20 protein-coding genes and 4 tRNA genes are annotated in these 24519 nt (G+C 59.5%); 18 read left to right on the forward strand and 6 right to left on the reverse strand.

The window, feature by feature from the left end:
* Window positions 1-134: 134 nt before the first annotated feature.
* The gene (locus tag AK821_RS07565) at window positions 135-365 is read left to right on the forward strand and encodes a hypothetical protein (RefSeq protein ID WP_064389112.1); all 231 of its coding nucleotides are present in this window, start codon (window positions 135-137) and stop codon (window positions 363-365) included.
* Here AK821_RS07565 and AK821_RS07570 read toward each other — a convergent pair.
* Together AK821_RS07570 and AK821_RS07575 are read right to left on the reverse strand one after the other, a co-directional pair.
* Entirely contained in the window at window positions 362-562 is a 201-nt protein-coding gene (locus AK821_RS07570) for a hypothetical protein (protein ID WP_016983541.1), read from the reverse strand. The genes AK821_RS07565 and AK821_RS07570 overlap by 4 nt on opposite strands.
* A 225-nt stretch (window positions 563-787) precedes the next feature.
* A complete protein-coding gene (locus AK821_RS07575; RefSeq protein WP_064389113.1) occupies window positions 788-1984 on the reverse strand; it encodes an amino acid aminotransferase in 1197 nt (398 codons plus the stop codon).
* Window positions 1985-2321: 337 nt separating this feature from the next.
* On the opposite strand from AK821_RS07575, the gene uvrB reads away from it, so the two are divergent.
* Complete coding sequence (uvrB, locus tag AK821_RS07580; protein ID WP_007913411.1) at window positions 2322-4337, forward strand: excinuclease ABC subunit UvrB; 2016 nt, start codon at window positions 2322-2324, stop codon at window positions 4335-4337.
* Between the two features lie 139 nt (window positions 4338-4476).
* Here the strand turns inward: uvrB and AK821_RS07585 are convergent, their stop codons facing one another.
* A complete protein-coding gene (locus AK821_RS07585) occupies window positions 4477-5967 on the reverse strand; it encodes an MDR family MFS transporter (protein ID WP_177330941.1) in 1491 nt (496 codons plus the stop codon).
* A 49-nt stretch (window positions 5968-6016) separates the two neighbouring features.
* Window positions 6017-7066 carry an HlyD family secretion protein gene (locus AK821_RS07590; protein ID WP_064389115.1) on the reverse strand — a complete coding sequence of 350 codons (1050 nt, stop codon included), beginning with the start codon at window positions 7064-7066 and terminating at the stop codon, window positions 6017-6019.
* A gap of 228 nt (window positions 7067-7294) precedes the next feature.
* Between AK821_RS07590 and gltX the strand changes: the two genes are divergently transcribed.
* The 10 genes from gltX (at window position 7295) to AK821_RS07640 (ending at window position 13321) form a co-directional block, all read left to right on the forward strand.
* Window positions 7295-8776, forward strand: a complete 1482-nt coding sequence (gene gltX / locus AK821_RS07595; protein WP_064389116.1) for a glutamate--tRNA ligase — start codon at window positions 7295-7297, stop codon at window positions 8774-8776.
* Between the two features lie 256 nt (window positions 8777-9032).
* Window positions 9033-9108, forward strand: a tRNA-Ala gene (locus AK821_RS07600).
* Window positions 9109-9187: 79 nt separating this feature from the next.
* Window positions 9188-9263 (forward strand) — tRNA-Glu (locus tag AK821_RS07605).
* A 53-nt stretch (window positions 9264-9316) separates the two neighbouring features.
* Window positions 9317-9392, forward strand: a tRNA-Ala gene (locus tag AK821_RS07610).
* Between the two features lie 80 nt (window positions 9393-9472).
* Window positions 9473-9548 (forward strand) — tRNA-Glu (locus AK821_RS07615).
* 182 nt (window positions 9549-9730) lie between these two features.
* Window positions 9731-10270, forward strand: coding sequence for a TetR/AcrR family transcriptional regulator (locus AK821_RS07620; RefSeq protein WP_064389117.1), 540 nt, complete (start codon window positions 9731-9733; stop codon window positions 10268-10270).
* A 30-nt stretch (window positions 10271-10300) separates the two neighbouring features.
* Window positions 10301-11134 (forward strand): alpha/beta fold hydrolase, encoded by an 834-nt coding sequence (locus AK821_RS07625; RefSeq protein WP_064389118.1) that lies wholly within the window; start codon window positions 10301-10303, stop codon window positions 11132-11134.
* Between the two features lie 45 nt (window positions 11135-11179).
* Window positions 11180-11629 carry an acyl-CoA thioesterase gene (locus AK821_RS07630; protein ID WP_064389119.1) on the forward strand — a complete coding sequence of 150 codons (450 nt, stop codon included), beginning with the start codon at window positions 11180-11182 and terminating at the stop codon, window positions 11627-11629.
* 166 nt (window positions 11630-11795) lie between these two features.
* Window positions 11796-12755: a tRNA dihydrouridine synthase gene (locus AK821_RS07635; protein ID WP_064389120.1), complete on the forward strand. Its 960-nt coding sequence runs from the start codon at window positions 11796-11798 to the stop codon at window positions 12753-12755.
* A 122-nt stretch (window positions 12756-12877) separates the two neighbouring features.
* Entirely contained in the window at window positions 12878-13321 is a 444-nt protein-coding gene (locus AK821_RS07640; RefSeq protein ID WP_064389121.1) for an Hsp20 family protein, read from the forward strand.
* 46 nt (window positions 13322-13367) lie between these two features.
* On the opposite strand, the gene AK821_RS07645 is transcribed toward AK821_RS07640, so the two are convergent.
* Entirely contained in the window at window positions 13368-16646 is a 3279-nt protein-coding gene (locus AK821_RS07645; protein WP_064389122.1) for a sensor domain-containing protein, read from the reverse strand.
* 74 nt (window positions 16647-16720) lie between these two features.
* Window positions 16721-17605, reverse strand: a complete 885-nt coding sequence (locus tag AK821_RS07650) for a LysR family transcriptional regulator (RefSeq protein ID WP_064389123.1) — start codon at window positions 17603-17605, stop codon at window positions 16721-16723.
* 140 nt (window positions 17606-17745) lie between these two features.
* Here AK821_RS07650 and leuC point away from each other — a divergent pair, with 140 nt between their 5' ends.
* From leuC to AK821_RS07680, 6 genes are all read left to right on the forward strand, one after another.
* Entirely contained in the window at window positions 17746-19164 is a 1419-nt protein-coding gene (leuC, locus tag AK821_RS07655) for a 3-isopropylmalate dehydratase large subunit (RefSeq protein WP_016984527.1), read from the forward strand.
* A gap of 11 nt (window positions 19165-19175) precedes the next feature.
* The gene (gene leuD / locus AK821_RS07660) at window positions 19176-19820 is read left to right on the forward strand and encodes a 3-isopropylmalate dehydratase small subunit (RefSeq protein ID WP_064389124.1); all 645 of its coding nucleotides are present in this window, start codon (window positions 19176-19178) and stop codon (window positions 19818-19820) included.
* 137 nt (window positions 19821-19957) lie between these two features.
* Window positions 19958-20725: a class I SAM-dependent methyltransferase gene (locus AK821_RS07665; RefSeq protein WP_064389125.1), complete on the forward strand. Its 768-nt coding sequence runs from the start codon at window positions 19958-19960 to the stop codon at window positions 20723-20725.
* Between the two features lie 54 nt (window positions 20726-20779).
* Window positions 20780-21862: a 3-isopropylmalate dehydrogenase gene (leuB, locus tag AK821_RS07670; protein WP_038363640.1), complete on the forward strand. Its 1083-nt coding sequence runs from the start codon at window positions 20780-20782 to the stop codon at window positions 21860-21862.
* Window positions 21863-21928: 66 nt separating this feature from the next.
* Window positions 21929-23041, forward strand: coding sequence for an aspartate-semialdehyde dehydrogenase (gene asd / locus AK821_RS07675; protein WP_007913448.1), 1113 nt, complete (start codon window positions 21929-21931; stop codon window positions 23039-23041).
* Between the two features lie 276 nt (window positions 23042-23317).
* Complete coding sequence (locus AK821_RS07680) at window positions 23318-24328, forward strand: aspartate-semialdehyde dehydrogenase (protein ID WP_064389126.1); 1011 nt, start codon at window positions 23318-23320, stop codon at window positions 24326-24328.
* The last annotated feature ends 191 nt before the right edge of the window (window positions 24329-24519 follow it).

The following is a 24519-nucleotide window of genomic DNA, read 5'->3' on the forward strand; positions in this document are numbered from 1 at the left end:
CAGCGATTGGCGGTTACCAGAACCGTAGTAGAGGTCTACCATGACCGCCCGGAAGTGGTCACACGCGCTGCCGGCCATTCGCCGAAAAAGGTCCGCGTCATGAACCATTTGTCCCGCAACAGCGAGGTGTTCGCATGAGCATCGCGCAAATCAGCCTGCCCAAGGGTGTCGGTCCACATGCCGAAAAACTCTTCGACGCGATTACTCAGGCCAGCACCGCTGAAGAACTGAATCGTGCCGGGGGCAAGGCTGAAGGTTTTGTCCTCGGTCTGGAAAGCACCAAAGCGATCAAAAGCCAGATCGCCGAATCGCTGTACGTCGCCTATGACGATGCCGCGACTCAGCGTGCGACTGAACTGGCTTAACTGCCAAAGGTAATTGTGCCCAGCATCAGTTTGGCGTAGGCCGCAGTAGCTGCGAGTTGCACCAGCCACAGGGCCAGGCCGCCGAGAAACACCCCGGCCGCGACTTGCAGCACCAGGCTTTTTTCGCGCTTGGCCGAGGCGCGCGGGATGAAATCATCCAGATCGTCACGGTCGGCGCGCAGGTTGTCGTTTTTCATTTGGCTTCTCACAGAATTCCAAGGTGTACTCAAATCCCTGTAGGAGTGAGCCTGCTCGCGATAGCGGTGCGTCAGACAGTGATGCTTCGGGCGACAAGACGCTATCGCGAGCAGGCTCGCTCCTACAGTTTTGATTTGTGTGCAGTTTAGAGGGAATGTGGCATTCCTTCGGACAAATAAAAACGGGAAGCCCCAAGGCTTCCCGTTTTTCATCACGCAGCGTTATCAGATGACCTGAACGATCGCATCTGTCACAGCCTTGATGTTGCTCTGGTTCAGCGCAGCCACGCAGATGCGGCCGGTGTCCAGTGCGTAGATGCCGAACTCGTTACGCAGGCGATGCACTTGTTCAGTGGTCAGGCCCGAGTAGGAGAACATGCCGCGCTGACGACCGACGAAACTAAAGTCGCGGCCCGGCGCTTTTTCCGCCAGCAGGGCAACCATCTGCTCGCGCATGCCGCGAATGCGCAGACGCATTTCGGCCAGCTCGGCTTCCCACTGCGCGCGCAGTTCCGGGCTGTTCAACACCGCAGCAACGATGCTTGCGCCGTGGGTTGGCGGGTTGGAGTAGTTGGTGCGGATCACGCGTTTGACTTGCGACAGCACGCGCGCGCTTTCTTCTTTCGATTCGCTGATGATCGACAGGGCGCCAACGCGCTCGCCGTACAGCGAGAACGACTTGGAGAACGAGCTCGATACAAAGAAAGTCAGACCGGACTCAGCGAACAGACGCACGGCTGCGGCGTCTTCGTCGATACCGTCGCCAAAACCCTGGTAAGCCATGTCGAGGAACGGCACGTGACCTTTGGCTTTGACCATTTCCAGGACGTTGTTCCAGTCCGCCGGGGTCAGGTCGACGCCAGTCGGGTTGTGGCAGCAGGCGTGGAGGATAACGATCGAGCCGTTCGGCAGGGCGTTAAGGTCGTCGAGCATGCCGGCACGGTTGACGTCGTGGGTGGCTGCGTCGTAGTAGCGGTAGTTCTGCACCGGGAAACCAGCGGTTTCGAACAGCGCGCGGTGGTTTTCCCAGCTCGGGTCGCTGATCGCCACAACGGCGTTCGGCAGCAATTGCTTGAGGAAGTCGGCACCGATTTTCAGTGCGCCGGTCCCGCCGACGGCCTGAGTGGTGATGACGCGACCGGCGCTGATCAGCGGCGAGTCGTTGCCGAACAGCAGCTTTTGCACGGCCTGGTCGTAGGCAGCGATGCCATCGATCGGCAGGTAACCGCGCGAAGCGTGTTGAGCGACGCGAATCGTCTCGGCTTCGATTACAGCGCGCAGCAGTGGAATTCGCCCCTCTTCGTTGCAGTACACGCCAACGCCCAGGTTGACCTTGGTGGTCCGGGTATCGGCGTTGAATGCTTCGTTGAGGCCCAGGATTGGATCGCGGGGTGCCATTTCGACAGCGGAGAACAGGCTCATTATTACGGCGGCTCTGAATGGATAGTGGAGGGACGTGTGGCGCTCCAGCCGAATGCACTAGAGCGGTGCACAAACGGGGAGCTAGTATAGAGGCCATTACTGAGCAATGGCGACAGGCGATTCGGCTTTTAGGGTAAGTTTTTCCGATTATTTCTTGACCGTTAGTCGACTGCGCGTGTCAGAGTCTTTAGCGGATGTAGGACGTTTGCCTTGAAAGAGCGGGCAATCGCCACCACATTGAGCACAATCCAGGTTTTTTCTTGCGCGACACCGGTCGTTTGCGGTTGTCCCCGTAGTGCTCCGCTTTGCGCGGAACGCCGCGATCCCAGAGGTGTATATGTCCGAATTCCAGCTCGTCACCCGCTTTGAGCCCGCCGGCGATCAGCCGGAAGCCATCCGCCAATTGGTGGAGGGCATCGAAGCCGGGCTGGCGCACCAGACGCTGCTCGGTGTGACCGGCTCGGGCAAGACCTTCAGCATCGCCAATGTCATCTCGCAGATTCAGCGCCCGACGCTGGTGCTGGCGCCGAACAAAACCCTGGCTGCGCAGTTGTATGGCGAGTTCAAGGCGTTTTTCCCCAACAACGCCGTTGAATATTTCGTTTCCTACTACGACTACTACCAACCCGAAGCCTACGTGCCGTCCTCCGACACCTTCATCGAGAAGGATGCGTCGATCAACGACCACATCGAGCAGATGCGTCTGTCCGCGACCAAAGCGTTGCTGGAGCGCAAGGACGCGATCATCGTCACCACGGTGTCGTGCATCTACGGTCTCGGTAGCCCGGAAACCTATTTGAAGATGGTGCTGCACGTCGATCGCGGCGACAAACTCGATCAGCGCGCACTGCTGCGCCGTCTGGCCGACCTGCAATACACCCGCAACGACATGGATTTTGCCCGCGCGACCTTCCGCGTGCGCGGCGATGTGATCGACATTTACCCGGCAGAATCCGATCTGGAAGCGATCCGCATCGAGCTGTTCGATGACGAGGTCGAAAGCATTTCCGCATTCGATCCGCTGACCGGCGAAGTCATCCGCAAGATGCCGCGTTTCACGTTCTATCCGAAGAGTCACTATGTGACGCCACGGGAAACCCTGCTCGACGCCATCGAACACATCAAAGTCGAATTGCAGGAGCGGCTGGAATACCTGCGCAGCAACAACAAATTGGTGGAAGCGCAGCGCCTTGAGCAGCGCACCCGTTTCGACCTGGAAATGATCCTCGAACTGGGCTACTGCAACGGCATCGAAAACTACTCGCGCTACCTGTCCGGACGTCCGGCCGGTGCGGCGCCGCCGACGCTCTACGATTACCTGCCGGCCGATGCCTTGCTGGTGATCGACGAATCCCACGTCAGCGTGCCGCAGGTCGGCGCGATGTATAAGGGCGACCGTTCGCGCAAAGAAACCCTGGTCGAATACGGCTTCCGTTTGCCTTCTGCGCTGGATAACCGGCCAATGCGTTTCGACGAGTGGGAAGGGGTCAGCCCGCAGACCATTTTCGTCTCGGCGACACCGGGCAACTACGAAGCCGAACATGCCGGGCGCGTGGTCGAGCAAGTGGTGCGGCCGACCGGTCTGGTCGACCCGCAGGTTGAAGTGCGTCCGGCGTTGACGCAGGTCGACGATCTGCTCTCGGAAATCAGCAAACGCGTGGCGGTCGAAGAGCGGGTGCTGGTCACCACGCTGACCAAACGCATGGCCGAAGACCTTACCGATTACCTCGCCGATCACGGCGTGCGCGTGCGTTATCTGCACTCGGACATCGATACGGTCGAGCGCGTCGAGATTATTCGCGACCTGCGCCTCGGCACTTTTGACGTGCTGGTCGGGATCAACTTGCTGCGTGAAGGCCTGGACATGCCGGAAGTGTCGCTGGTGGCGATTCTCGACGCCGACAAGGAAGGCTTCCTGCGTTCCGAGCGCTCGCTGATCCAGACCATCGGCCGTGCGGCGCGCAACCTCAATGGCCGGGCGATTCTTTACGCCGATCGCATGACCGGTTCGATGGAGCGGGCGATTGGCGAGACCGAGCGTCGTCGCGACAAGCAGATTGCCTTCAACCTGGAAAACGGCATCACCCCGCGCGGTGTGATCAAGGACGTCGCCGATATCATGGAAGGCGCCACCGTGCCGGGTTCGCGCAGCAAGAAACGCAAAGGCATGGCCAAGGCCGCCGAAGAGAACGCCAAGTACGAAGCCGAACTGCGTTCGCCGAGCGAGATCACCAAACGTATTCGTGCGCTGGAAGAGAAGATGTACCAGTTGGCGCGGGATCTGGAGTTTGAAGCGGCGGCGCAGATGCGTGATGAGATTGCCAAACTGCGTGAGCGGCTTTTGGCTGTTTGATCTTCATTGCCTGGCAGGGCCTCATCGCTGGCAAGCCAGCTCCCACAGGGATTGATGGTGTACACAAATTTTGTGAGCACCAAAGAAACCTGTGGGAGCTGGCTTGCCAGCGATGGGATCGGTACAGACGCCGCGAAAGTCAGTGAGATTCGCCGGCCTTTAGCCCCGCCGGGAGCTTTTTGGTCAGTAGAATCGCCAACATACTGACCCCCAACGCAATCCCGACAAAATGAAACGCATCGTTGTAAGCCATGATCGCCGCCTGTTGATGGACGATCTCACTCAGCTTGCCCAACGCCGCCGTGTCACTGCCAAACCGATCCGTCATCGACGCCAGTCGCTCCGCCACCTGCGGATTTGTCGGCACCACCGCCTCGCGCAAATAATCGAAGTAAGTCTTGGTGCGTGCATCCAGCAATGTCGCCAGCAAGGCAATGCCAATCGCACCGCCAAGGTTGCGCAGGATATTGAACAGACTCGACGCCGACCCCGCGTCCTGCGGCAGGATGTACGCGGTGGCGATCAGCGAAATCGTCACCATGATCAATGGCTGCCCCAGCGCCCGAATGATCTGGATCTGATTGAATTGCGCTCCGGCAAAGTCCGGGTTGAGCACTCCGGAAGAAAAGCTCGCCAAGCCGAACAACCCGAAGCCAAGCGTGCACAGCCATTTCGGCGAGACAATCTTCATCAGCTTCGGCACCAGCGGAATCAGAAACAGCTGCGGCACGCCCATCCACATGATCACTTCGCCGATCTGCAGGGCGTTGTAGTTCTGGATCTGCGCCAGATACAGCGGCAACAAATAAATCGAACCGTACAACCCGACGCCCATGCCCAGGCTGGAAATACTCGACAACCCAAAATTGCGATTGCGCAGAATGCCAAGGTTGATCAGCGGATTCGGTTTGGAGATCTGCACGATCACAAAAGTGATCAAGCTCACCAGCGCAATGCTGCCCAGCGTCACGATCAGGCTCGATTCCAGCCAGTCCTTGCGATGACCTTCTTCGAGAAAAACCTGCAAGCACCCGAGGCCGATGCCCAGCGTGAGGATGCCGGTGTAGTCAGTGCTTTTCAGCAATTCCCAGTGCGCTTCTTTCTTCTCCAGTCCGTACATCAGGCCGGCGATCATGATCAGGCCCGGCGGGATGTTGATGTAGAAGATGTATTCCCAGCCCCAGTTTTCCGTGAGCCAGCCGCCCAGCGTCGGGCCGATCGACGGCGCGAACGTGGCGGTCATGGCGAACATCGCCATGCCTTTGGCACGGTGGTGTTCGGGGAGTTTGATCAGCGTCAGGGTGAACGCCAGCGGGATCAGCGCGCCACCAGTGAAACCCTGCATGGCACGAAAAACGATCATGCTCTCCAGGCTCCAGGCCATCGAGCACAGCAGCGAGGACACCAGAAAGCCCAGCGACACCCACACCGCCAGGCGCCGCGCCGAGAGCAACTGCACCAGCCACGCGGTCAGCGGAATCATGATGATTTCCGCGACCAGATAGGAGGTGGAAATCCACGAACCTTCTTCCAGGGTCGCCGACAGCGCGCCCTGAATATCTTTCAGCGACGAGTTGGTGATCTGGATGTCCAGCACCGCCATAAAGGCGCCGAGCATTACGCTCATCACTGCAATCCAGTCGCGCCGGGTCGGTTCGCCGACCGGGCGGATCAATGAATCACCGGCCATCTTCTGGGGCGTCTTTGATATTCACGGTGGCGGTGACGGACATGCCCGGGCGGATCTTGCCGTGTAGCGCGTTATCGGCCTTGAAGGTCAGTTTCACCGGAATCCGTTGCACGACTTTGGTGAAGTTGCCGGTGGCGTTGTCCGGGGGCAGCAGGCTGAACTGCGCGCCGGACGCGGCGAACAGACTGTCGACCCGCGCTTCGATCGGCGTGTCGCCATACGCATCAAAGGTCAGCTCGGCTTTCTGGCCGGGTTGCATGTGGCCGATCTGGGTTTCCTTGAAGTTGGCCTGCACCCAGATGTCTTCGTCCGGAACGATCGACAGCAGATAAGCGCCGGCCTGCACCACCTGGCCGTTACGGGCGGCGCGCTGGCCGACCAGACCGCTGATTGGTGCGTGGATTTCGCTGCGGGTCAGGTTGAGTTCGGCTTGCGCGAGATCGGCGCGGGCGTTGGCGATCTGCGCGTCGAGGCGTTTGATTTCCGCGTTCAAGGCGTTGACCTGCTGGCGCTGGCCCTGTGCATCGGCCTGCGCCTTGGCCACTTGCGAGCGAGCAATGTGTGTGTCGGCGGAGAGGGTGGTCACCCGTTCTTCGGAAACATAACCGGGTTTGCGCAGGGTTTCGGCACGCGACAAGTCCATCTGCGAACGCCCGAGCGTCGCCTGTGTGGTTGCCACTTGCGCGTCGCTGGCGGCGATCAGGCTCGATTGCTGGGTCAGTTTGCTTTGCGCTTGCAGGCGTTCGGCTTCGCGGGTGGCGAGGGCGGCGTTGGCACGATCAATAGCGAGGCGGAAATCATTCGGTTCGAGGCGCACCAGCAACTGGCCTTTTTCGACGTGCTGATTGTCCTGCACCAGCACTTCATCGATGCGCGCGCTCAGTTGGCTCGACACACGGGTGATTTCGCCCTGGACATAGGCGTTGTCGGTGCTTTCATAAAAGCGTCCCTTGAAAAACCAATGGGCGAAGAAGCCCCCGGCAATCAGCAGGACGAGCAGCAGGAAAATCAACAGGCGACGCTTGAGTTGAGCAGGCATGGGCAAACTGTAGTCGAGGAATTGTAAGGAAAGTTATCAGCCGGCGAATCTGGCATACAGCCGATAAACGGTAAATGCCATCTGCTGATATTCCGCCATTCATCACGGCTTACGGGCCTTACAGACGCAAACTTGGCTTAAATGCCCTGCCCGCTGGAGCGGGGCGGGTGTCGCCTGTTACCATTCGCCGCTTGATTGTTTTGCTTTTCATTCTTTTCGAGACATGCCATGACCACCGTCCGCACTCGCATCGCGCCATCGCCTACCGGGGACCCCCACGTAGGTACCGCTTACATCGCATTGTTCAACTACTGCTTTGCCAAGCAGCACGGCGGTGAGTTCATCCTGCGGATCGAAGACACCGACCAGTTGCGTTCGACCCGCGAGTCCGAACAGCAGATCTTCGACGCCCTGCGCTGGCTGGGTATCGACTGGAGCGAAGGCCCGGACGTTGGCGGCCCGCACGGTCCTTACCGGCAGAGCGAGCGCGGCGACATCTACCAGAAGTACTGCCAGCAACTGGTCGACATGGGCCACGCGTTCCCCTGCTTCTGCACCGCTGAAGAGCTCGATCAGATGCGCGCCGAGCAAATGGCCCGCGGCGAAACTCCACGCTACGACGGCCGCGCGCTGCTGCTGTCGAAAGAGGAAGTCGCGGCTCGTCTGGCTGCCGGCGAACCCCACGTGATCCGCATGAAAGTCCCGAGCGAAGGCGTTTGCGTGGTGCCGGACATGCTCCGTGGCGACGTCGAGATCCCGTGGGATCGCATGGACATGCAAGTGTTGATGAAGACCGACGGCCTGCCGACGTACTTCCTCGCCAACGTCGTCGACGATCACCTGATGGGCATCACCCACGTCCTGCGTGGTGAAGAGTGGCTGCCATCGGCGCCGAAACTGATTCTGCTCTACGAATATTTCGGCTGGGAGCAACCAGAGCTGTGCTACATGCCGCTGCTGCGTAACCCGGACAAGAGCAAGCTGTCCAAGCGCAAGAACCCGACGTCGGTGACGTTCTACGAGCGCATGGGTTTCATGCCTGAGGCGATGCTCAATTACCTCGGCCGCATGGGCTGGTCGATGCCGGACGAGCGCGAGAAGTTCTCGCTGCAGGAAATGGTCGACAACTTCGACCTCAAGCGTGTGTCCCTTGGCGGGCCGATCTTCGACATCGAGAAGCTGTCGTGGCTCAACGGCCAATGGCTGCGTGATCTGCCGGTGGAAGAATTCGCCAGCCGCTTGCAGACCTGGGCGTTGAACCCGCAATACATGATGAAGATCGCGCCGCTGGTTCAGGGTCGCGTTGAAACCTTCAGCCAGGTTGCACCGCTGGGCGGGTTCTTCTTCGCCGGTGGTGTTAACCCGGATGCCAAGCTGTTCGAATCGAAAAAGCTTTCCGGTGATCAGGTTCGGCAGTTGATGCAGTTGATCCTGTGGAAGCTGGAAAGCCTGCGTCAGTGGGAGAAGGACAACATCACCGCAACGATTCAGGCCGTGGTCGAATCCCTTGAGTTGAAGTTGCGCGATGCGATGCCGCTGATGTTTGCTGCGATCACCGGGCAGGCGAGTTCGGTATCGGTGCTCGATGCCATGGAAATCATTGGCCCGGATCTGACCCGATTCCGTCTGCGTCAGGCGATCGACCTGCTGGGCGGCGTGTCGAAGAAAGAAAACAAAGAGTGGGAAAAGCTGCTGGGCGCTATCGCCTGATAGCTTAACCCCCCTGTAGGAGCTGCCGAAGGCAGCGATCTTTTGATTTTGGCTTTTAAAAACCAGATCAAAAGATCGCAGCCTGCGGCCGCTCCTACAGGGGCATGCTTTATCCCAAGTCCCGGATTTTCGGGAGGAGGGCGGTAAGTGATTGTTATGCCGACGAAAAACTTTGAAAAATTTCAAAAATAAGTTTGACAGGCTTTCGATACGCCCTTAAGATTCGCCCCGTCCTCAGCGATGACATCAACGATGAGGGGCTATAGCTCAGCTGGGAGAGCGCCTGCATGGCATGCAGGAGGTCAACGGTTCGATCCCGTTTAGCTCCACCAATTTACACTTCGAAGCCTGGCCACACCGGCTCCGAAGCGATCAACACTCAGCGTTGATCTGTTGTATAGAAGGGTTTGCGTCCCCTTCGTCTAGTGGCCTAGGACACCGCCCTTTCACGGCGGTAACAGGGGTTCGAGTCCCCTAGGGGACGCCAGTTTTACAGAAGTGATGTTGCAAGATGTCACTCCGCCGCGAGGCGAAAAATCCGGGGCTTTAGCTCAGCTGGGAGAGCGCCTGCATGGCATGCAGGAGGTCAGCGGTTCGATCCCGCTAAGCTCCACCAATTTTACAGGTTCAAGGTCTGGCCACACCGGCCTTGAATCGATCAGCTCTCAGCACTGATCAGTTGTATAGAAGGTTTGTGTCCCCTTCGTCTAGTGGCCTAGGACACCGCCCTTTCACGGCGGTAACAGGGGTTCGAGTCCCCTAGGGGACGCCACGATTACCCGCTCTGCGGGATTTTATAAGGGTCATTCAATTATTGAATGGCCCTTTTGTTTGTCTGGCGTTTGGCCAATTCTCCTTTTTCCTTACACTGTGCTTCAGACCAGCGGTCATATCCTTGACTTGCAGAATATTATTATGCGAATAATATTCTAGTCGTAATATTCGGAGGCAACGATGAACGATAAAAAAGCTCAAACCCGCGAACGCATCCTCAAGGCTGCCAGCTCCGCACTGATTCAGCGTGGCCCGGCAGACCCTAGCGTGGGCGAAGTGATGGGTGCAGCCGGCCTGACCGTCGGCGGCTTCTATGCGCACTTCGAAAGCAAGGACGCGATGATGCTGGAAGCGTTCAAGCAATTGCTCGGTCGCCGCCGCGACCTGATTGCTGACATGGACACGCAACTGACCGGTGAAGAACGCCGTGCTCTGGTCGCTGCGTTCTATCTGTCACGCAAGCATCGTGACTCCAGCGAAGCGGCGTGCCCTATTCCGGCTTCCATTGGCGAACTGGGTCGTTTGCCGGACTCGTTCCGGCTTGCGCTGAACGAACACCTGGAATTGATGGTGGCGCAGTTGGCGTCCAGCCCTGAGGACACCGATAAAGCGCTGGCCGACATGGCCTTGATGGTGGGTGGTCTGGCACTCGCAAGAGCGCTGGGTCCGGGAGATTTATCCGATCGATTGCTGCGCGCTGCCAAGTCGGCGGTGCGTTGACCTGAAGGCAACACGCCTGAGGAGAGAGCGATGAACACGTTGAAGTGGGTTCGTGGCGTTAATGGCACCTTGGGCTGGATTGCACCGAAACGGGTGGCGAGCAAAATGCGTCTGGCGTTCATGACGCCGCGCGCGCTGCCACTGCGCGAATGGGAGCTGCCGATGCTGGCCAATGCCGAGCGGATTACGTTGCGCTTCGGTCTGTCGGCACTGCGCTGGGGTCAAGGTCCGACCGTGCTGCTGATGCATGGTTGGGAAGGGCGGCCCACTCAATTCGCCTCGTTGATCACCGCGCTGGTCGATGCCGGTTACACCGTTGTCGCGCTTGATGGCCCGGCCCACGGTCGTTCGCCGGGGCGTGAGGCCAATGTGGTGTTGTTCGCTCGGGCGATGCTCGAAGCGGCGGCGGAGTTACCGCCGCTGCAAGCAGTCATCGGCCACTCCATGGGCGGCGCCAGCGCGATGCTCGCCGTGCAATTGGGCTTGCGCACCGAAACCCTCGTCAGCATCGCTGCTCCAGCGCGAATTCTTGGTGTGCTGCGTGGTTTTGCCCGATACGTCGGTATGCCGCCGCGAGCCCGCTCCGCGTTCATTCGTCAAGTCGAGCAGGATGTCGGCATGCGCGCTGCCACGCTGGACGTCGCGCACTATCAACTGGATATGCCCGGCCTGATCGTGCACGCCGAGGACGACAACTTCGTCTCGGTCAAAGAGTCGCAATTGATCCACGAATCCTGGTTCGACAGTCGCTTGCTGCGCCTCGAGGGCGGTGGTCATCAGCGCGTATTGGCCGACCCTCGGGTGATTGATGGGGTGTTATCACTGCTGGCCGGTCGCAGCCTTCAGACGCGCCAATCGGCGTGAGCTCCGTTACACTGCCCCGGTTGAATAACTGACCGGGAGTGGGGCATGGGCTGGGATCGGGCAACGCCGTTCACCATTGATCTGCAAGTAGGCGCCGAGGACATCGACGGGCTCGGCCACGCGAACAACGCGGTGTACGTGACTTGGCTCGAGCGTTGCGCCTGGCGCCATTCGCAGCGTCTGGGCCTGGATCTGGTCGAATATCGGCGGCTGGATCGGGCGATGGCCGTGGTTCGTCACGAGATCGATTATCTGGCCGCCGCCTATGAAGGCGATGAGTTGCAATTGGCGACCTGGATCGTCGATTGGGATCAGCGCCTGAAGATGACCCGGCATTTCCAGCTCAAGCGCCCGAGCGACAACACCACGCTGTTGCGCGCGCAAACCACTTTCGTCTGTATCGAGCTGTCCACCGGCAAGCCGAAGCGCATGCCGGCAGAGTTCATCGAAGGTTATGGCCCGGCTATCCTGCTCTCAGAGTCTGCGCAAATCTAATGTAGGAGTGAGCCTGCTCGCGATAGCGGTGTGTCAGTCGAAACATATGTGACTGATACACCGCTATCGCGAGCAGGCTCACTCCTACAAGGAATATGTGTTGTTCTGCGGATTTGTGCGATATCCAGTAAACTGCCGCACGTTTTTCTTCAAGTAGTGTTTTCCCATGCAAATTGCTCTGGCGCCCATGGAGGGGTTGGTCGACGACATCCTCCGCGACGTGCTGACCCGCGTTGGTGGCATCGACTGGTGCGTGACCGAATTCATTCGGGTCAACGACCAGTTGCTCACTCCAGCGTACTTCCACAAGTTCGGCCCGGAGCTGCTCAACGGCGCCCGCACCGCATCCGGTGTGCCATTGCGTGTGCAGTTACTCGGTTCCGATCCGGTGTGCCTGGCGGAGAACGCTGCGCTGGCCTGCGAACTCGGCTCCGAAGTGATCGACCTCAACTTCGGCTGCCCGGCCAAGACCGTCAACAAGTCCCGAGGCGGCGCCGTACTGCTGAAAGAGCCGGAACTGCTCAACCAGATCGTCGAGCACGTGCGCCGCGCCGTACCTGCGCACATCCCCGTGACGGCGAAGATGCGCCTCGGTTTCGACAGCCCGGACGGTTCGCTGGTCTGCGCTACGGCGTTGGCTGAAGGTGGCGCCGAGCACATTGTGGTTCACGCCCGAACCAAGATGGACGGCTACAAGCCGCCGGCGCATTGGGAATGGATTCCGCGTGTACAGGACGTGGTCAAGGTCCCGGTGTTCGCCAACGGCGATATCTGGAGCGTCGAAGACTGGCGCCGTTGCCGCGAAATCAGCGGCGTGGAAGACATCATGCTCGGTCGCGGACTGGTTTCGCGCCCCGATCTGGCCAAACAGATCGCTGCTGCGCGCGCGGGTGAAGACGTCGTCGAAATGACCTGGGCCGAGCTGATGCCGTTGATTCAGGACTTCTGGCTGCAAGCCAAAGCGCAGATGACCGCACGCCAATCGCCGGGCCGTTTGAAGCAATGGCTGGCGATGCTGACGCGCAATTATCCTGAGGCTACGGAGCTGTTTACCGTGCTGCGGCGCGAGACCGAGCCGGATCATGTTTCGCGTTTGCTCGGTCTGCCAGTCGCCGAAGCGGCCTGAAAAAAATCTGCAAATAATCTCTTGAAATCATTTCAGCGGTCCCTATTTAAGGGTTACGCGATGCCGAATACGGGTCGCGGAGACAAGAAAACTTGCTGATTTTTTTTCAGGAGATTTGCACCATGAGTACCGCATTTTCCCTCGCGCCACTGTTCCGTTCCTCGGTAGGTTTCGACCGTTTCAACGACCTGTTCGAAACCGCCCTGCGCAACGAGCCAGGCAGCAGCTACCCACCTTACAACGTCGAAAAGCACGGTGATGACCAGTACCGCATTGTCGTCGCCGCCGCCGGTTTCCAGGAAGAAGACCTGGAGCTGCAAGTCGAGAAAGGTGTGCTGACCATCAGTGGCGGCAAACGTGACGCCAACGAAGGCGTGACCTTCCTGCACCAAGGCATCGCCCAGCGTGCATTCAAGCTGTCTTTCCGCTTGGCTGATCACATCGAGATCAAGGCGGCGGATCTGAAAAACGGTCTGTTGAGCATCGACCTGTTGCGAGTGATCCCGGAAGAGGCAAAAGCCAAACGCATTCCGATCAACGGGGTGGAGAAGCCGGTTCTGCAATAAGACCGAGCAATGAAAAGGGCGCCACTGGCGCCCTTTTTTGTGCCCGTCATTCCAGCAGCACTTTCAGATCCTCCAGCGCCACCGGCCGACTGTGCAAATAACCCTGATACAAATGGCAGCCCAGCCCTTGCAGGAATGCCAGTTGCTCCGGTGTTTCCACGCCCTCGGCAATCACTTCCAGCTCCAGACTGCGGGCCATGGCGACAATCGCGCGAATGATCTCGGCATCGTTCGGGTCAGTGGTCGCATCACGGATAAACGACTGGTCGATTTTCAGCGTGTCCACCGGCAGGCGCTTGAGGTAAGTCAGCGACGAATAACCGGTGCCGAAATCGTCCATGGCAAAACTCACGCCGAGCTTTTTCAGACGACGCATTTTGCTGATGGTGTCTTCCAGGTTCTGGATGACGATGCCTTCGGTGATTTCCAGTTTCAGCAACGAGCACGGCAGGCCATGGCTGGTCATGCTGTGTTCGATGCGCTCGACAAAGTCGTTCTGGCGAAACTGTCGCGGGCTGATATTGACGCACAGACTGAAATTGAGCGGGTCGACCAGTTTCAGCGCGATCAGTTGTTTGAACGCATTGCAGGCTTCGTCGAGGATCCACGTCCCGACTTCGAGAATCAGACCGCTGTCTTCCAGCACTTTGATGAACTCTGTGGGCGATTGTGCGCCGAGTTCCGGATGATTCCAGCGCACCAGGGCTTCGGCGCCGATGATGCAGTTATCCCGCGCGTCGATCTGCGGCTGGAAGTGCACATTGAATTCACCGCGCGACAGCGCCAGGCGCAAGTCGGTCTCCATGCGTAGCCGTTCGCTGGCGGCCTTCTGCATGGTGTTGTGGTACATCTGCGTGGTGTTGCGCCCGGAATCCTTGGCCCGATAAAGCGCAATATCGGCGCGTTTGAGCAGGTCGGTCGGCGTCGAGCCGTGATCGGGGATCAGCGCCACGCCGATACTTGGGGTCACTTGCAGTCGCTGGCCGTCGAGGAACATCGGTTCCGACAGCAATTCGCGCAGGGTATCGGCCAGATTGCGCACTTGTGCGCTGACTTCGTTGCGCGAGCCTTCAAGGCCACTGAGCAGCACGACAAACTCATCGCCGCCCAGGCGCGCAACCGTATCCTCCATGCGTACGCTGGCTTCGAGCCGTGCAGTAATGATCTTCAGCACCGTGTCGCCGACCGGGTGGCCGAGGGAGTCGTTGATGTGTTTGAAGTGATCGAGGTCGAGAAACAGTAACGCGCCGCGCAGGTTGTGACGCTTGAGCAGGGCGATCTGCTGGCTCAGGCGATCCATCAGCAGGGCGCGGTTGGGCAGGTTGGTCAGCGGGTCGTGATAAGCCAGATGACGGATTTGCGCTTCGGCGTTTTTCAGCAGGCTGACATCACGAGCGGTCAATAGCAGACAGGCGGTTTCGTTAAGGGTGATCGGTTCGACGGAAACTTCCACCGTCAGCATCTCTCCGCGTTTGTTGCGCCCGAGCATTTCCTGGTGGTGTACGCGGCCCTTGATCTGCAGTTCGGCCAAGAGTGCCGAGCGTTGCTTTTCCTCAGCCCAGATGCCGACCTGATACACGGTTTTACCCACCACTTCGTCGGCGCGATAGCCGGTGAGCCTGCAGAAGCCATCGTTGACCTCCAGATAGCGTCCGGTGTCGCGCTCGGTAATGGTGATGGCGTCGGGGCTGGAGTGAAACGCCTTGGCGAATTTCTCTTCACTGGCTTTCAGCGCCGCTTCCGAGCGCTGCTGCTGGGTAATGTCGCGCAGGGTGGTGACGATGCAGGGTTGATCGCCGACGCTGATCTGCCGGCTGGAAATCACGCAGGTCAGCGATTGGCCGTCCTTGTGCTGCACGATGATCGCGACATTGCTCAAGCCCTGTTCGCGAATCACCCGTTCAATGCGTTGCAGACTTTTTGCCGATGCGTCCCACAGGCCGATTTCTTCGGCGGTGTGGCCAATCACGTCGGCAGCGCTCCAGCCGAAGGTTTGGGTAAAGCTGTTATTGATTTCGATGAACTCGCCACTGTCCTGGCGGGTGACGCAGATCGGATCGGGGCTGACCTGAAACAGCGTGGCGAATTTTTCTTCCGAGGCCACCAGCCGCTGTTCGCGCTCGACCTGATCGGTGATGTCCAGCAGGGTGCCGGCCATGCGCAGCGGTGCGCCGTTGTCGTCGCGGTAAAGGCGGGCGCGGCTTTCCAGATAGCGCGAGCTGCCGTCGGGCAGTTGCACGCGATAGGTCAGCTGATAATTGCCCGCCGGGCCTTCGCGCAGGCTGCGGTAGGCGTCGCGCATGCTGTCGCGCTCTTCGCCGGGCACCCCTTCGAAAAACTCGTCGAACGATTCGTGAAATGGTTTTGGCTCCAGCCCGTGCAATTGCGCGGCCCGCGCTGAGCCGTAGAGCATGCCGCTGGGAATGTGCCAGTCCCAGGTGCCGAGCTGTGCCGAGTCCAGCGCCAGGTCGAGGCGTTCCTGACTGTCCTTGAGCGCATGTTCGGCGGCTTTGCGTTCGGTGGTGTCGAGGAAAGTGCTGAGCAGATACGGCTGGCCTTCGAGTTCGACCTTCTGGGCGCTGAGAATGCCGTCATGAATCTGCCCGTTGCTGGCGCGAAACTGCACCTCCATGCTGATCAGTTCGCCCTTGGCCTTGGTTTTCTTGACCAGTTCGGCGCGCTGCTCCGGGTGCACCCACAGGCCCAGTTCCAGTGTGGTGCGACCGATGGCACTCTGTACCGGCCAGCCGAACAGGCTTTCAAAATACTGATTGGCCTCGCTGATCAGACCGTCTTCCTGGCGGGTCAGCAGGACCATGTTCGGGCACAGGTGGAAAAGTGTCGCGAAACGTTTCTCCGAACTGCTCAGGGCCTGTTCGCGTTGGCGCTGGTGGGTGATTTCACGAATCACCCCGATCATTCGGGGGCGGCCGTGTTTATCCGGCAGCAGGCTGCCGCTGATCTCCAGCCAGTGCAGGCTGCCGTCCGGCCAGCGGATGCGGTGGTGCATCGCCTGTTCCAGCGGTGCGCCGGCAATCACCGCGTGGAAGGCGCGGACGGTTTTCGCCCGGTCTTCCGGCGGCAGCAGATCGAGGTATTCCAGATCTTCGGGCAGCGGTTGCCGAGGATCGAAGCCGAACAATGCCTGGGTGCCACGCGACCAACTGATCTGCCCGCGCTCGATGTCCCAATACCAGGCGCCGAGCCGCGCGCCGTTGAGTGCGGCGAGCAATTGTGGCGCACTCTCCCAGCTCTGCTCGGAATGACGCGGGTCAATGGCCTGAATACGCGGCATCGGCGGAATTCGGTCAACAGATTTCGGCATCGTTAACAGGCCTTGAGCTGATGGTGGCATTAGGCACAGGGACAGCGGCTCTATAGGAGTAGCACAAGTTGGCCTCAAGTCCCTGGCAGATCGATTTGTGCGTCCAGCAAGGCCATAAACGCTCTTGCTGCATTCGATAGCGTCCGTTCGGTGTGCAAGATATAGCCTAGCTGGCGACTGAGCTGTATGCCCGGCAATACGATGCTCGCCACTTGATCGTCGAGCATGGTGCGCGGCAAAACGCTCCAGGCCAGGCCAATCGAGACCATCATCTTGATGGTTTCCAGGTAGTTGGTGCTCATGGCGATGTTCGGCGTCAGGCCCTGAGCCTCGAATAAACGTTGGACAATGTGGTGCGTGAAGGTGTTGCCTCCGGGGAAAACCGCCGGATGACCGGCAATGTCCGCCAGACTGACGGCACCGTTATTGATCAGCGAATGCTCTGGGGCGACCACAAAATCCAGCGGGTCGTCCCAGACGGGCGTGGCTTTGACCAGTGCGTGAGGCTCCGGCGCGAGGGTGATGACCGCCAGTTCTGCGCGGCCATGGAGAATTTCCTCGTAGGCCACTTCCGAATCGAGGAACTGAATATCCAGCGCGACCTGTGGGTAACGGCGGGTGAATTCCCTTAACAGCGGCGGTAAACGGTGCAGGCCGATGTGATGACTGGTGGCCAGGGTCAGGCGGCCGCTGACTTCGCCGGTCAGGTTGGTCAGTGCGCGGCGGGTGTCGTCGAGCACGTTGAGAATCTGATAGGCCCGCGGCAGCAGGGCGCGGCCAGCCTCGGTCAGGCCGACTTCACGGCCCAGCCGATCAAACAGGCGCACCTTCAATTGTTGCTCCAGCCCGGCGATGCGCTTGCTGATCGCCGGTTGCGTCAGGTGCAACCGTTCGCCGGCGTTGGAGAAGCTGCCGGTCTCGGCAATCGCGATAAAAGCGTTGAGGTTGGCCAGATCCATGGTTGTATTCCAGTTGGTTATCCAAAGCATAAAAAATATGAATTTGAGTTATTTAATCTAACCCCATACGATCGGCCTCACAAGCCAAAGGGTTATTGATAAGCCCAGGGCATAGAAACAAGCTGATGAGGAACCGTCTGATGGCCGGCAAAACGCTCTACGACAAGCTCTGGGATTCGCATTTGGTCAAGCAGCGCGACGATGGCTCGGCGCTGATCTATATCGATCGTCACATCATTCACGAAGTGACCTCGCCGCAAGCCTTTGAAGGTCTGCGTCTGGCCGGGCGCAAGCCTTGGCGCATCGATGCCAACATCGCGACCCCTGACCACAACGTACCGACGACTCCAGAGCGCAAGGGCGGCATCGAAGCCATTGCCGATCAGGTCTCGCGTTTGCAGGTTCAGACCCTCGACGACAACTGCGATGAATACGGCATCGTCGAGTTCAAGATGAATGACGTGCGCCAAGGCATCGTCCATGTGATCAGCCCGGAGCAGGGTGCAACCTTGCCGGGCATGACCGTGGTCTGCGGCGACTCGCACACCTCGACCCACGGCGCGTTCGGCGCTCTGGCTCACGGTATTGGCACTTCCGAGGTCGAGCATGTGCTCGCCACTCAGTGCCTGGTCGCCAAGAAAATGAAAAACATGCTGGTGCGCGTTGAAGGGCAATTGCCGTTCGGCGTGACCGCCAAGGACATCGTCCTCGCAGTGATCGGCAAGATCGGCACCGCTGGCGGCAATGGCCACGCCATCGAGTTCGCTGGCAGCGCGATCCGCGACTTGTCCGTTGAAGGGCGCATGACCATCTGCAACATGTCCATCGAAGCCGGCGCCCGCGTGGGTCTGGTGGCAGCGGATCAGAAGACCGTCGATTACGTGAAGGGCCGTCCATTTGCCCCGAAAGGCGCGGAATGGGACATGGCTGTCGAAGCCTGGAAAGACCTGGTCTCCGACGCCGATGCCAAATTCGACACCGTGGTTGAACTCGACGCCGCGCAGATCAAGCCGCAAGTCAGCTGGGGCACTTCGCCTGAGATGGTTTTGGCCGTTGATCAGAACGTGCCGGATCCGGCCAAAGAGATGGATCTGGTCAAACGCGACTCGATCGTCCGTGCCTTGAAATACATGGGTTTGACCGCCAATCAGGCGATCACCGACATTCAACTGGATCGCGTGTTTATCGGTTCCTGCACCAACTCGCGGATCGAAGACTTGCGCGCTGCGGCGGTGATCGCCAAGGGCCGTAAAGTCGCATCGACCATCAAGCAAGCGATCGTGGTGCCGGGTTCGGGTCTGGTCAAAGCGCAGGCGGAAGCCGAAGGTCTCGACAAGATCTTCCTCGAAGCCGGTTTCGAATGGCGTGAGCCGGGTTGCTCGATGTGCCTGGCGATGAACCCGGACCGTTTGGAGTCCGGCGAACATTGCGCCTCGACCTCCAACCGTAACTTCGAAGGCCGTCAGGGCGCCGGTGGCCGCACCCACCTCGTCAGCCCGGCCATGGCGGCTGCGGCTGCGGTGAACGGTCGTTTCATCGACGTTCGTGAATTGATCTAAAGGAGCGCAGCATGAAAGCTTTTACCCAGCACACTGGTCTTGTCGCGCCTTTGGATCGTGCCAACGTCGACACCGACCAAATCATTCCGAAACAATTTTTGAAGTCGATCAAGCGCACCGGTTTCGGTCCGAACCTGTTCGACGAGTGGCGTTACCTCGATGTTGGTCAACCGTATCAGGACAACTCCAAGCGCCCGCTGAACAAGGACTTCGTCCTCAACGCCGAGCGTTATCAAGGCGCCAGCGTGTTGCTCGCTCGCGAGAACTTCGGTTGCGGCTCCAGCCGTGAACACGCGCCGTGGGCGCTGGAAGAATACGGTTTCCGCAGCATCATCGCGCCGAGCTACGCCGACATCTTCTTCAACAACAGCTTCAAAAATGGCTTGCTGCCGATCATCTTGAGCGACGCTGAAGTCGATGAGTTGTTCAAGCAGGTTGAGGCTGAGCCGGGTTATCAATTGCAAGTTGATCTGCAAGCGCAGACCGTGACCCGTCCGGATGGCAAGGTGTACAGCTTTGAGATTGATGCGTTTCGTAAGCATTGCTTGTTGAATGGTCTCGACGATATCGGTTTGACCTTGCAGGACGGTGATGCGATTGCGACGTTTGAGGCCAGGCATCGGGTTAGCCAGCCGTGGTTGTTCCGTGACGCGTGATTGATTCGAGGTTGATGTAGTCAGGGCCGGCCCCTTCGCGAGCAGGCTCGCTCCCACACTTGAAATGCATTCCCCTGTGGGAGCGAGCCTGCTCGCGAAGACGGCAGCCCGAACAACACAAATATCAGGATGTGACCATGACCAGCACCGCCCAACACACCCAGGTCGTACAAAAGCAATTCGGTGAACAGGCCGCCGCCTACCTGAGCAGCGCCGTTCACGCTCAAGGCACCGAATTCGCACTGCTACAAGCTGAGCTGGCCGGGCAGGGCGAAGCGCGGGTGCTGGACTTGGGTTGTGGCGCCGGTCATGTCAGTTTTCATGTCGCACCGCTGGTCAGGGAAGTGGTCGCCTACGACCTGTCGCAGCAAATGCTCGACGTGGTCGCCGCCGCTGCCGTTGATCGCGGTTTCACCAACATTGCCACGGTCAATGGCGCCGCCGAGCGTCTGCCGTTTGCCGATGGCGAGTTCGACTTCGTGTTCAGCCGTTATTCGGCGCATCACTGGAGCGATCTCGGTGTGGCCCTGCGCGAAGTACGTCGGGTGCTGAAGCCGGGCGGTGTGGCGGCGTTCGTGGATGTGTTGTCACCGGGCAGTCCGTTGTTCGACACTTACCTGCAAAGCGTCGAAGTGCTGCGCGACACCAGCCATGTGCGCGATTACTCCGCCGCTGAATGGCTGCGTCAGGTCAGCGAAGCCGGTTTGCATGTGCGCAGCACCACGCGGCAGCGCCTGCGTCTGGAGTACACCACCTGGGTTGAGCGCATGCGCACACCTGAAGTGATGCGCGCAGCGATCCGCCAGTTGCAGCAGTCGATGGGCAACGAAGTGCGCGAATATTTTGAGATTGATGCCGACGGCTCGTTCAGTACCGATGTGATCGTACTGATGGCCGAGCGCTAAGAATTTTTCCGGGCGCGCCTGAGATGGCGTACCGACTGAAGACACGAGGAAAGCATGAGCAAGCAGATTCTGATTCTCCCAGGTGACGGTATTGGTCCGGAAATCATGGCCGAAGCGGTCAAGGTGCTGGAACTGGCCAACGACAAGTACAGCCTGGGCTTCGAGCTGAGCCATGACGTGATCGGTGGCGCCGCCATCGACAAGCACGGCGTGCCGCTGGCCGACGAAACCCTCGACCGTGCCCGCGCTGCCGACGCCGTGCTGCTGGGCGCCGTTGGCGGGCCGAAATGGGACACCATCGAGCGTGATATCCGCCCTGAGCGCGGTCTGCTGAAAATCCGTGCGCAACTGGGCCTGTTCGGCAACCTGCGTCCGGCGATCCTGTACCCGCAACTGGCTGACGCTTCGAGCCTGAAGCCGGAAATCGTTGCCGGTCTGGACATCCTCATCGTCCGTGAGCTGACCGGCGGCATCTACTTCGGCGCGCCGCGTGGCACCCGCACTTTGGAGAACGGCGAGCGTCAGTCCTACGACACGCTGCCGTACAGCGAAAGCGAAATCCGCCGCATCGCCCGCGTCGGTTTCGACATGGCTATGGTTCGCGGCAAGAAGCTCTGCTCGGTGGACAAGGCCAACGTGCTGGCCTCCAGCCAACTGTGGCGTGAAGTGGTCGAGCAAGTGGCCAAGGATTACCCGGAAGTCGAACTGAGCCACATGTACGTCGACAACGCCGCCATGCAACTGGTGCGCGCGCCGAAGCAGTTCGACGTGATCGTCACCGACAATATGTTCGGCGACATTCTGTCCGACGAAGCGTCGATGCTCACCGGTTCCATTGGCATGCTGCCTTCGGCCTCGCTGGACTCCAACAACAAGGGCATGTACGAGCCTTGCCATGGTTCCGCTCCGGACATCGCCGGTAAAGGCATTGCCAACCCGTTGGCGACCATTCTGTCGGTGTCGATGATGCTGCGTTACAGCTTCAATCTGCACGACGCGGCCGATGCCATCGAGAAAGCCGTCAGCGTTGTGCTCGATCAAGGCCTGCGCACTGGCGACATCTATTCGGCTGGTTGCAGCAAAGTCGGTACGCAGGAAATGGGCGACGCAGTAGTCGCCGCGCTGCGGAATCTGTAATCTCTCGGGCCCGCTGCGAAATTCAATACAAAGCAGCGGCCCACTTTTCAAGAAGGTGTAGTTGCGATGAAACGTGTAGGTCTGATCGGTTGGCGCGGGATGGTCGGTTCCGTGCTCATGCAGCGGATGCTGGAAGAGCAGGATTTCGATCTAATCGAGCCGGTGTTTTTCACCACGTCCAACGTCGGTGGCCAAGGCCCGTCCGTGGGCAAGGACATTGCTCCGCTCAAGGATGCTTACAGCATTGATGAGCTGAAGACCCTCGACGTGATTCTGACCTGCCAGGGCGGCGACTACACCAGCGAAGTGTTCCCGAAGCTGCGCGAAGCCGGCTGGCAGGGTTACTGGATTGATGCGGCCTCGAGCCTGCGCATGAACGATGACGCGGTCATCATTCTCGATCCGGTCAACCGCAAGGTTATCGATCAGCAGCTCGATGCGGGCACCAAGAACTACATCGGCGGCAACTGCACCGTCAGCCTGATGCTGATGGGCCTGGGCGGTCTGTTCGAGGCGGGTCTGGTCGAGTGGATGAGCGCCATGACCTATCAGGCGGCTTCCGGTGCCGGCGCGCAGAACATGCGTGAACTGATCAAGCAAATGGGCGCGACCCACGCCGCTGTCGCTGATCAACTGGCCGATCCGGCCAGCGCGATCCTCGACATCGACCGTCGCGTGGCCGATGCCATGCGCAGCGAAGCGTACCCGACCGAAAACTTCGGCGTACCGCTGGCCGGCAGCCTGATCCCGTGGATCGACAAAGAGCTGCCGAATGGCCAGAGCCGCGAAGAGTGGAAAGCTCAGGCCGAGACCAACAAGATCCTCGGTCGCTTCAAGAGCCCGATCCCGGTCGACGGCATCTGCGTGCGCATCGGTGCGATGCGGTGCCACAGCCAGGCGCTGACCATCAAGCTGAACAAAGACGTACCGATCGCCGATATCGAAGGGCTGATCAGCCAACACAACCCTTGGGTCAAACTGGTCCCGAACCAGCGCGAAATAAGCATGCAGGAGCTGAGCCCGACCAAGGTCACTGGCACCCTGAATGTTCCGGTGGGTCGTCTGCGCAAGTTGAACATGGGTTCGCAATTCGTCGGTGCCTTCACCGTTGGCGACCAACTGCTGTGGGGCGCGGCCGAACCGCTGCGTCGCATGCTGCGTATCTTGCTTGAGCGTTGATCGCCTGAAGCAATGAAAGAGCCCGTGCCTTTTGAGAGGTGCGGGTTTTTTTATGCCTGTGGTTTCTCGGGTGTTTGTACCGGCCTCATCGCTGGCAAGCCAGCTCCCACAGTGTTCAGTGTTGTACACAAGATTCATGCACAACACAGAAACCTGTGGGAGCTGGCTTGCCAGCGATGAGGCCGGTTGGGGCGCCGCAAATCCCGGACAGAAATTGCCTGTGCGCCAGTCACCCGGTAAAGTGCCGCTCCCCCCGTTTCGCCAGAGGCTCGCACCATGACCCAGACCCTAGATATTGCCGTGATCGGCGCCACCGGTACTGTCGGCGAAACCCTCGTACAGATTCTCGAAGAACGCGACTTCCCGGTCGGCAACCTGCACCTGCTGGCGAGCAGCGAATCTGCCGGCAGCTCGGTGCTGTTCCGCAACAAGAACGTACGCGTTCGCGAAGTCGACGAGTTCGATTTCAGCAAGGTCAAACTGGTGTTTTTCGCCGCGGGCCCGGCCATTACCTTGAGCTACGCCGCGCGCGCCCATGCTGCCGGTTGCTCGCTGATCGACTTGTCCGGTGCATTGCCAGCCGATCAGGCGCCGCAAATCGTTCCGGAGGCCAACCCCGCTGTGCTCGCCGGTTTGAAGGCGCCGTTTCAAGTCAGCAGCCCAAGCCCATCGGCCACTTCGCTCGCCGTGGTGCTGGCGCCGCTGCTCGATCTGATCGACCTGCAATACGTGAACGTCACCGCCAATCTCGCCGTGTCCGCACAGGGTCGTGAAGCTGTGACCGAGCTGGCGCGGCAGACCGCCGAGCTGCTCAACATGCGCCCGCTGGAGCCAACCTTCTTCGATCGGCAGATGGCTTTCAACCTGCTGGCGCAGGTCGGCACGCCTGACGCACAGGGCCATACGCTGCTGGAAAAACGTCTGGTGCGCGAGTTGCGTCAGGTGCTGGCACAGCCTTCTTTAAAGATTTCCGCAACTTGCGTTCAAGCCCCGGTGTTTTTTGGCGATAGCTTTAGCGTGACCTTGCAGTCAACGTCGGCTGTCGACCTGGCAAAAGTCAACGCTGCACTCGAAGATGCGGCCGGGATCGAGCTGGTCGAGGCCGGTGATTATCCGACCGCCGTGGGTGACGCGGTAGGCCAGGACGTGGTCTATGTCGGGCGCGTGCGCAGCGGAGTCGACGACCCGGCGGAACTTAATCTGTGGCTGACGTCAGATAACGTACGCAAAGGTGCAGCCCTTAACGCTGTGCAGGTGGCTGAATTGTTGATAAAAGACCTGCTGTAAAAGATACTTGGCAACAATTTGTCGACTGATTCTAGGTGAGCGCTATGCTTGCCCGGAGCGCTGGATAAAGTGTCACCCTCCGGGACTTTCCGGGGCATCAAAGAAATGAGCGCGCGCGACATCTGTCGTCGTCGCGCGCAATGCCTTACGGCAGCGGCAATCAATATCTTCTCGCTGGCCGAGGAACGTTC

The sequence above is a fragment of the Pseudomonas sp. RIT-PI-r genome (genome assembly GCF_001297015.1).
GTDB lineage: Bacteria > Pseudomonadota > Gammaproteobacteria > Pseudomonadales > Pseudomonadaceae > Aquipseudomonas.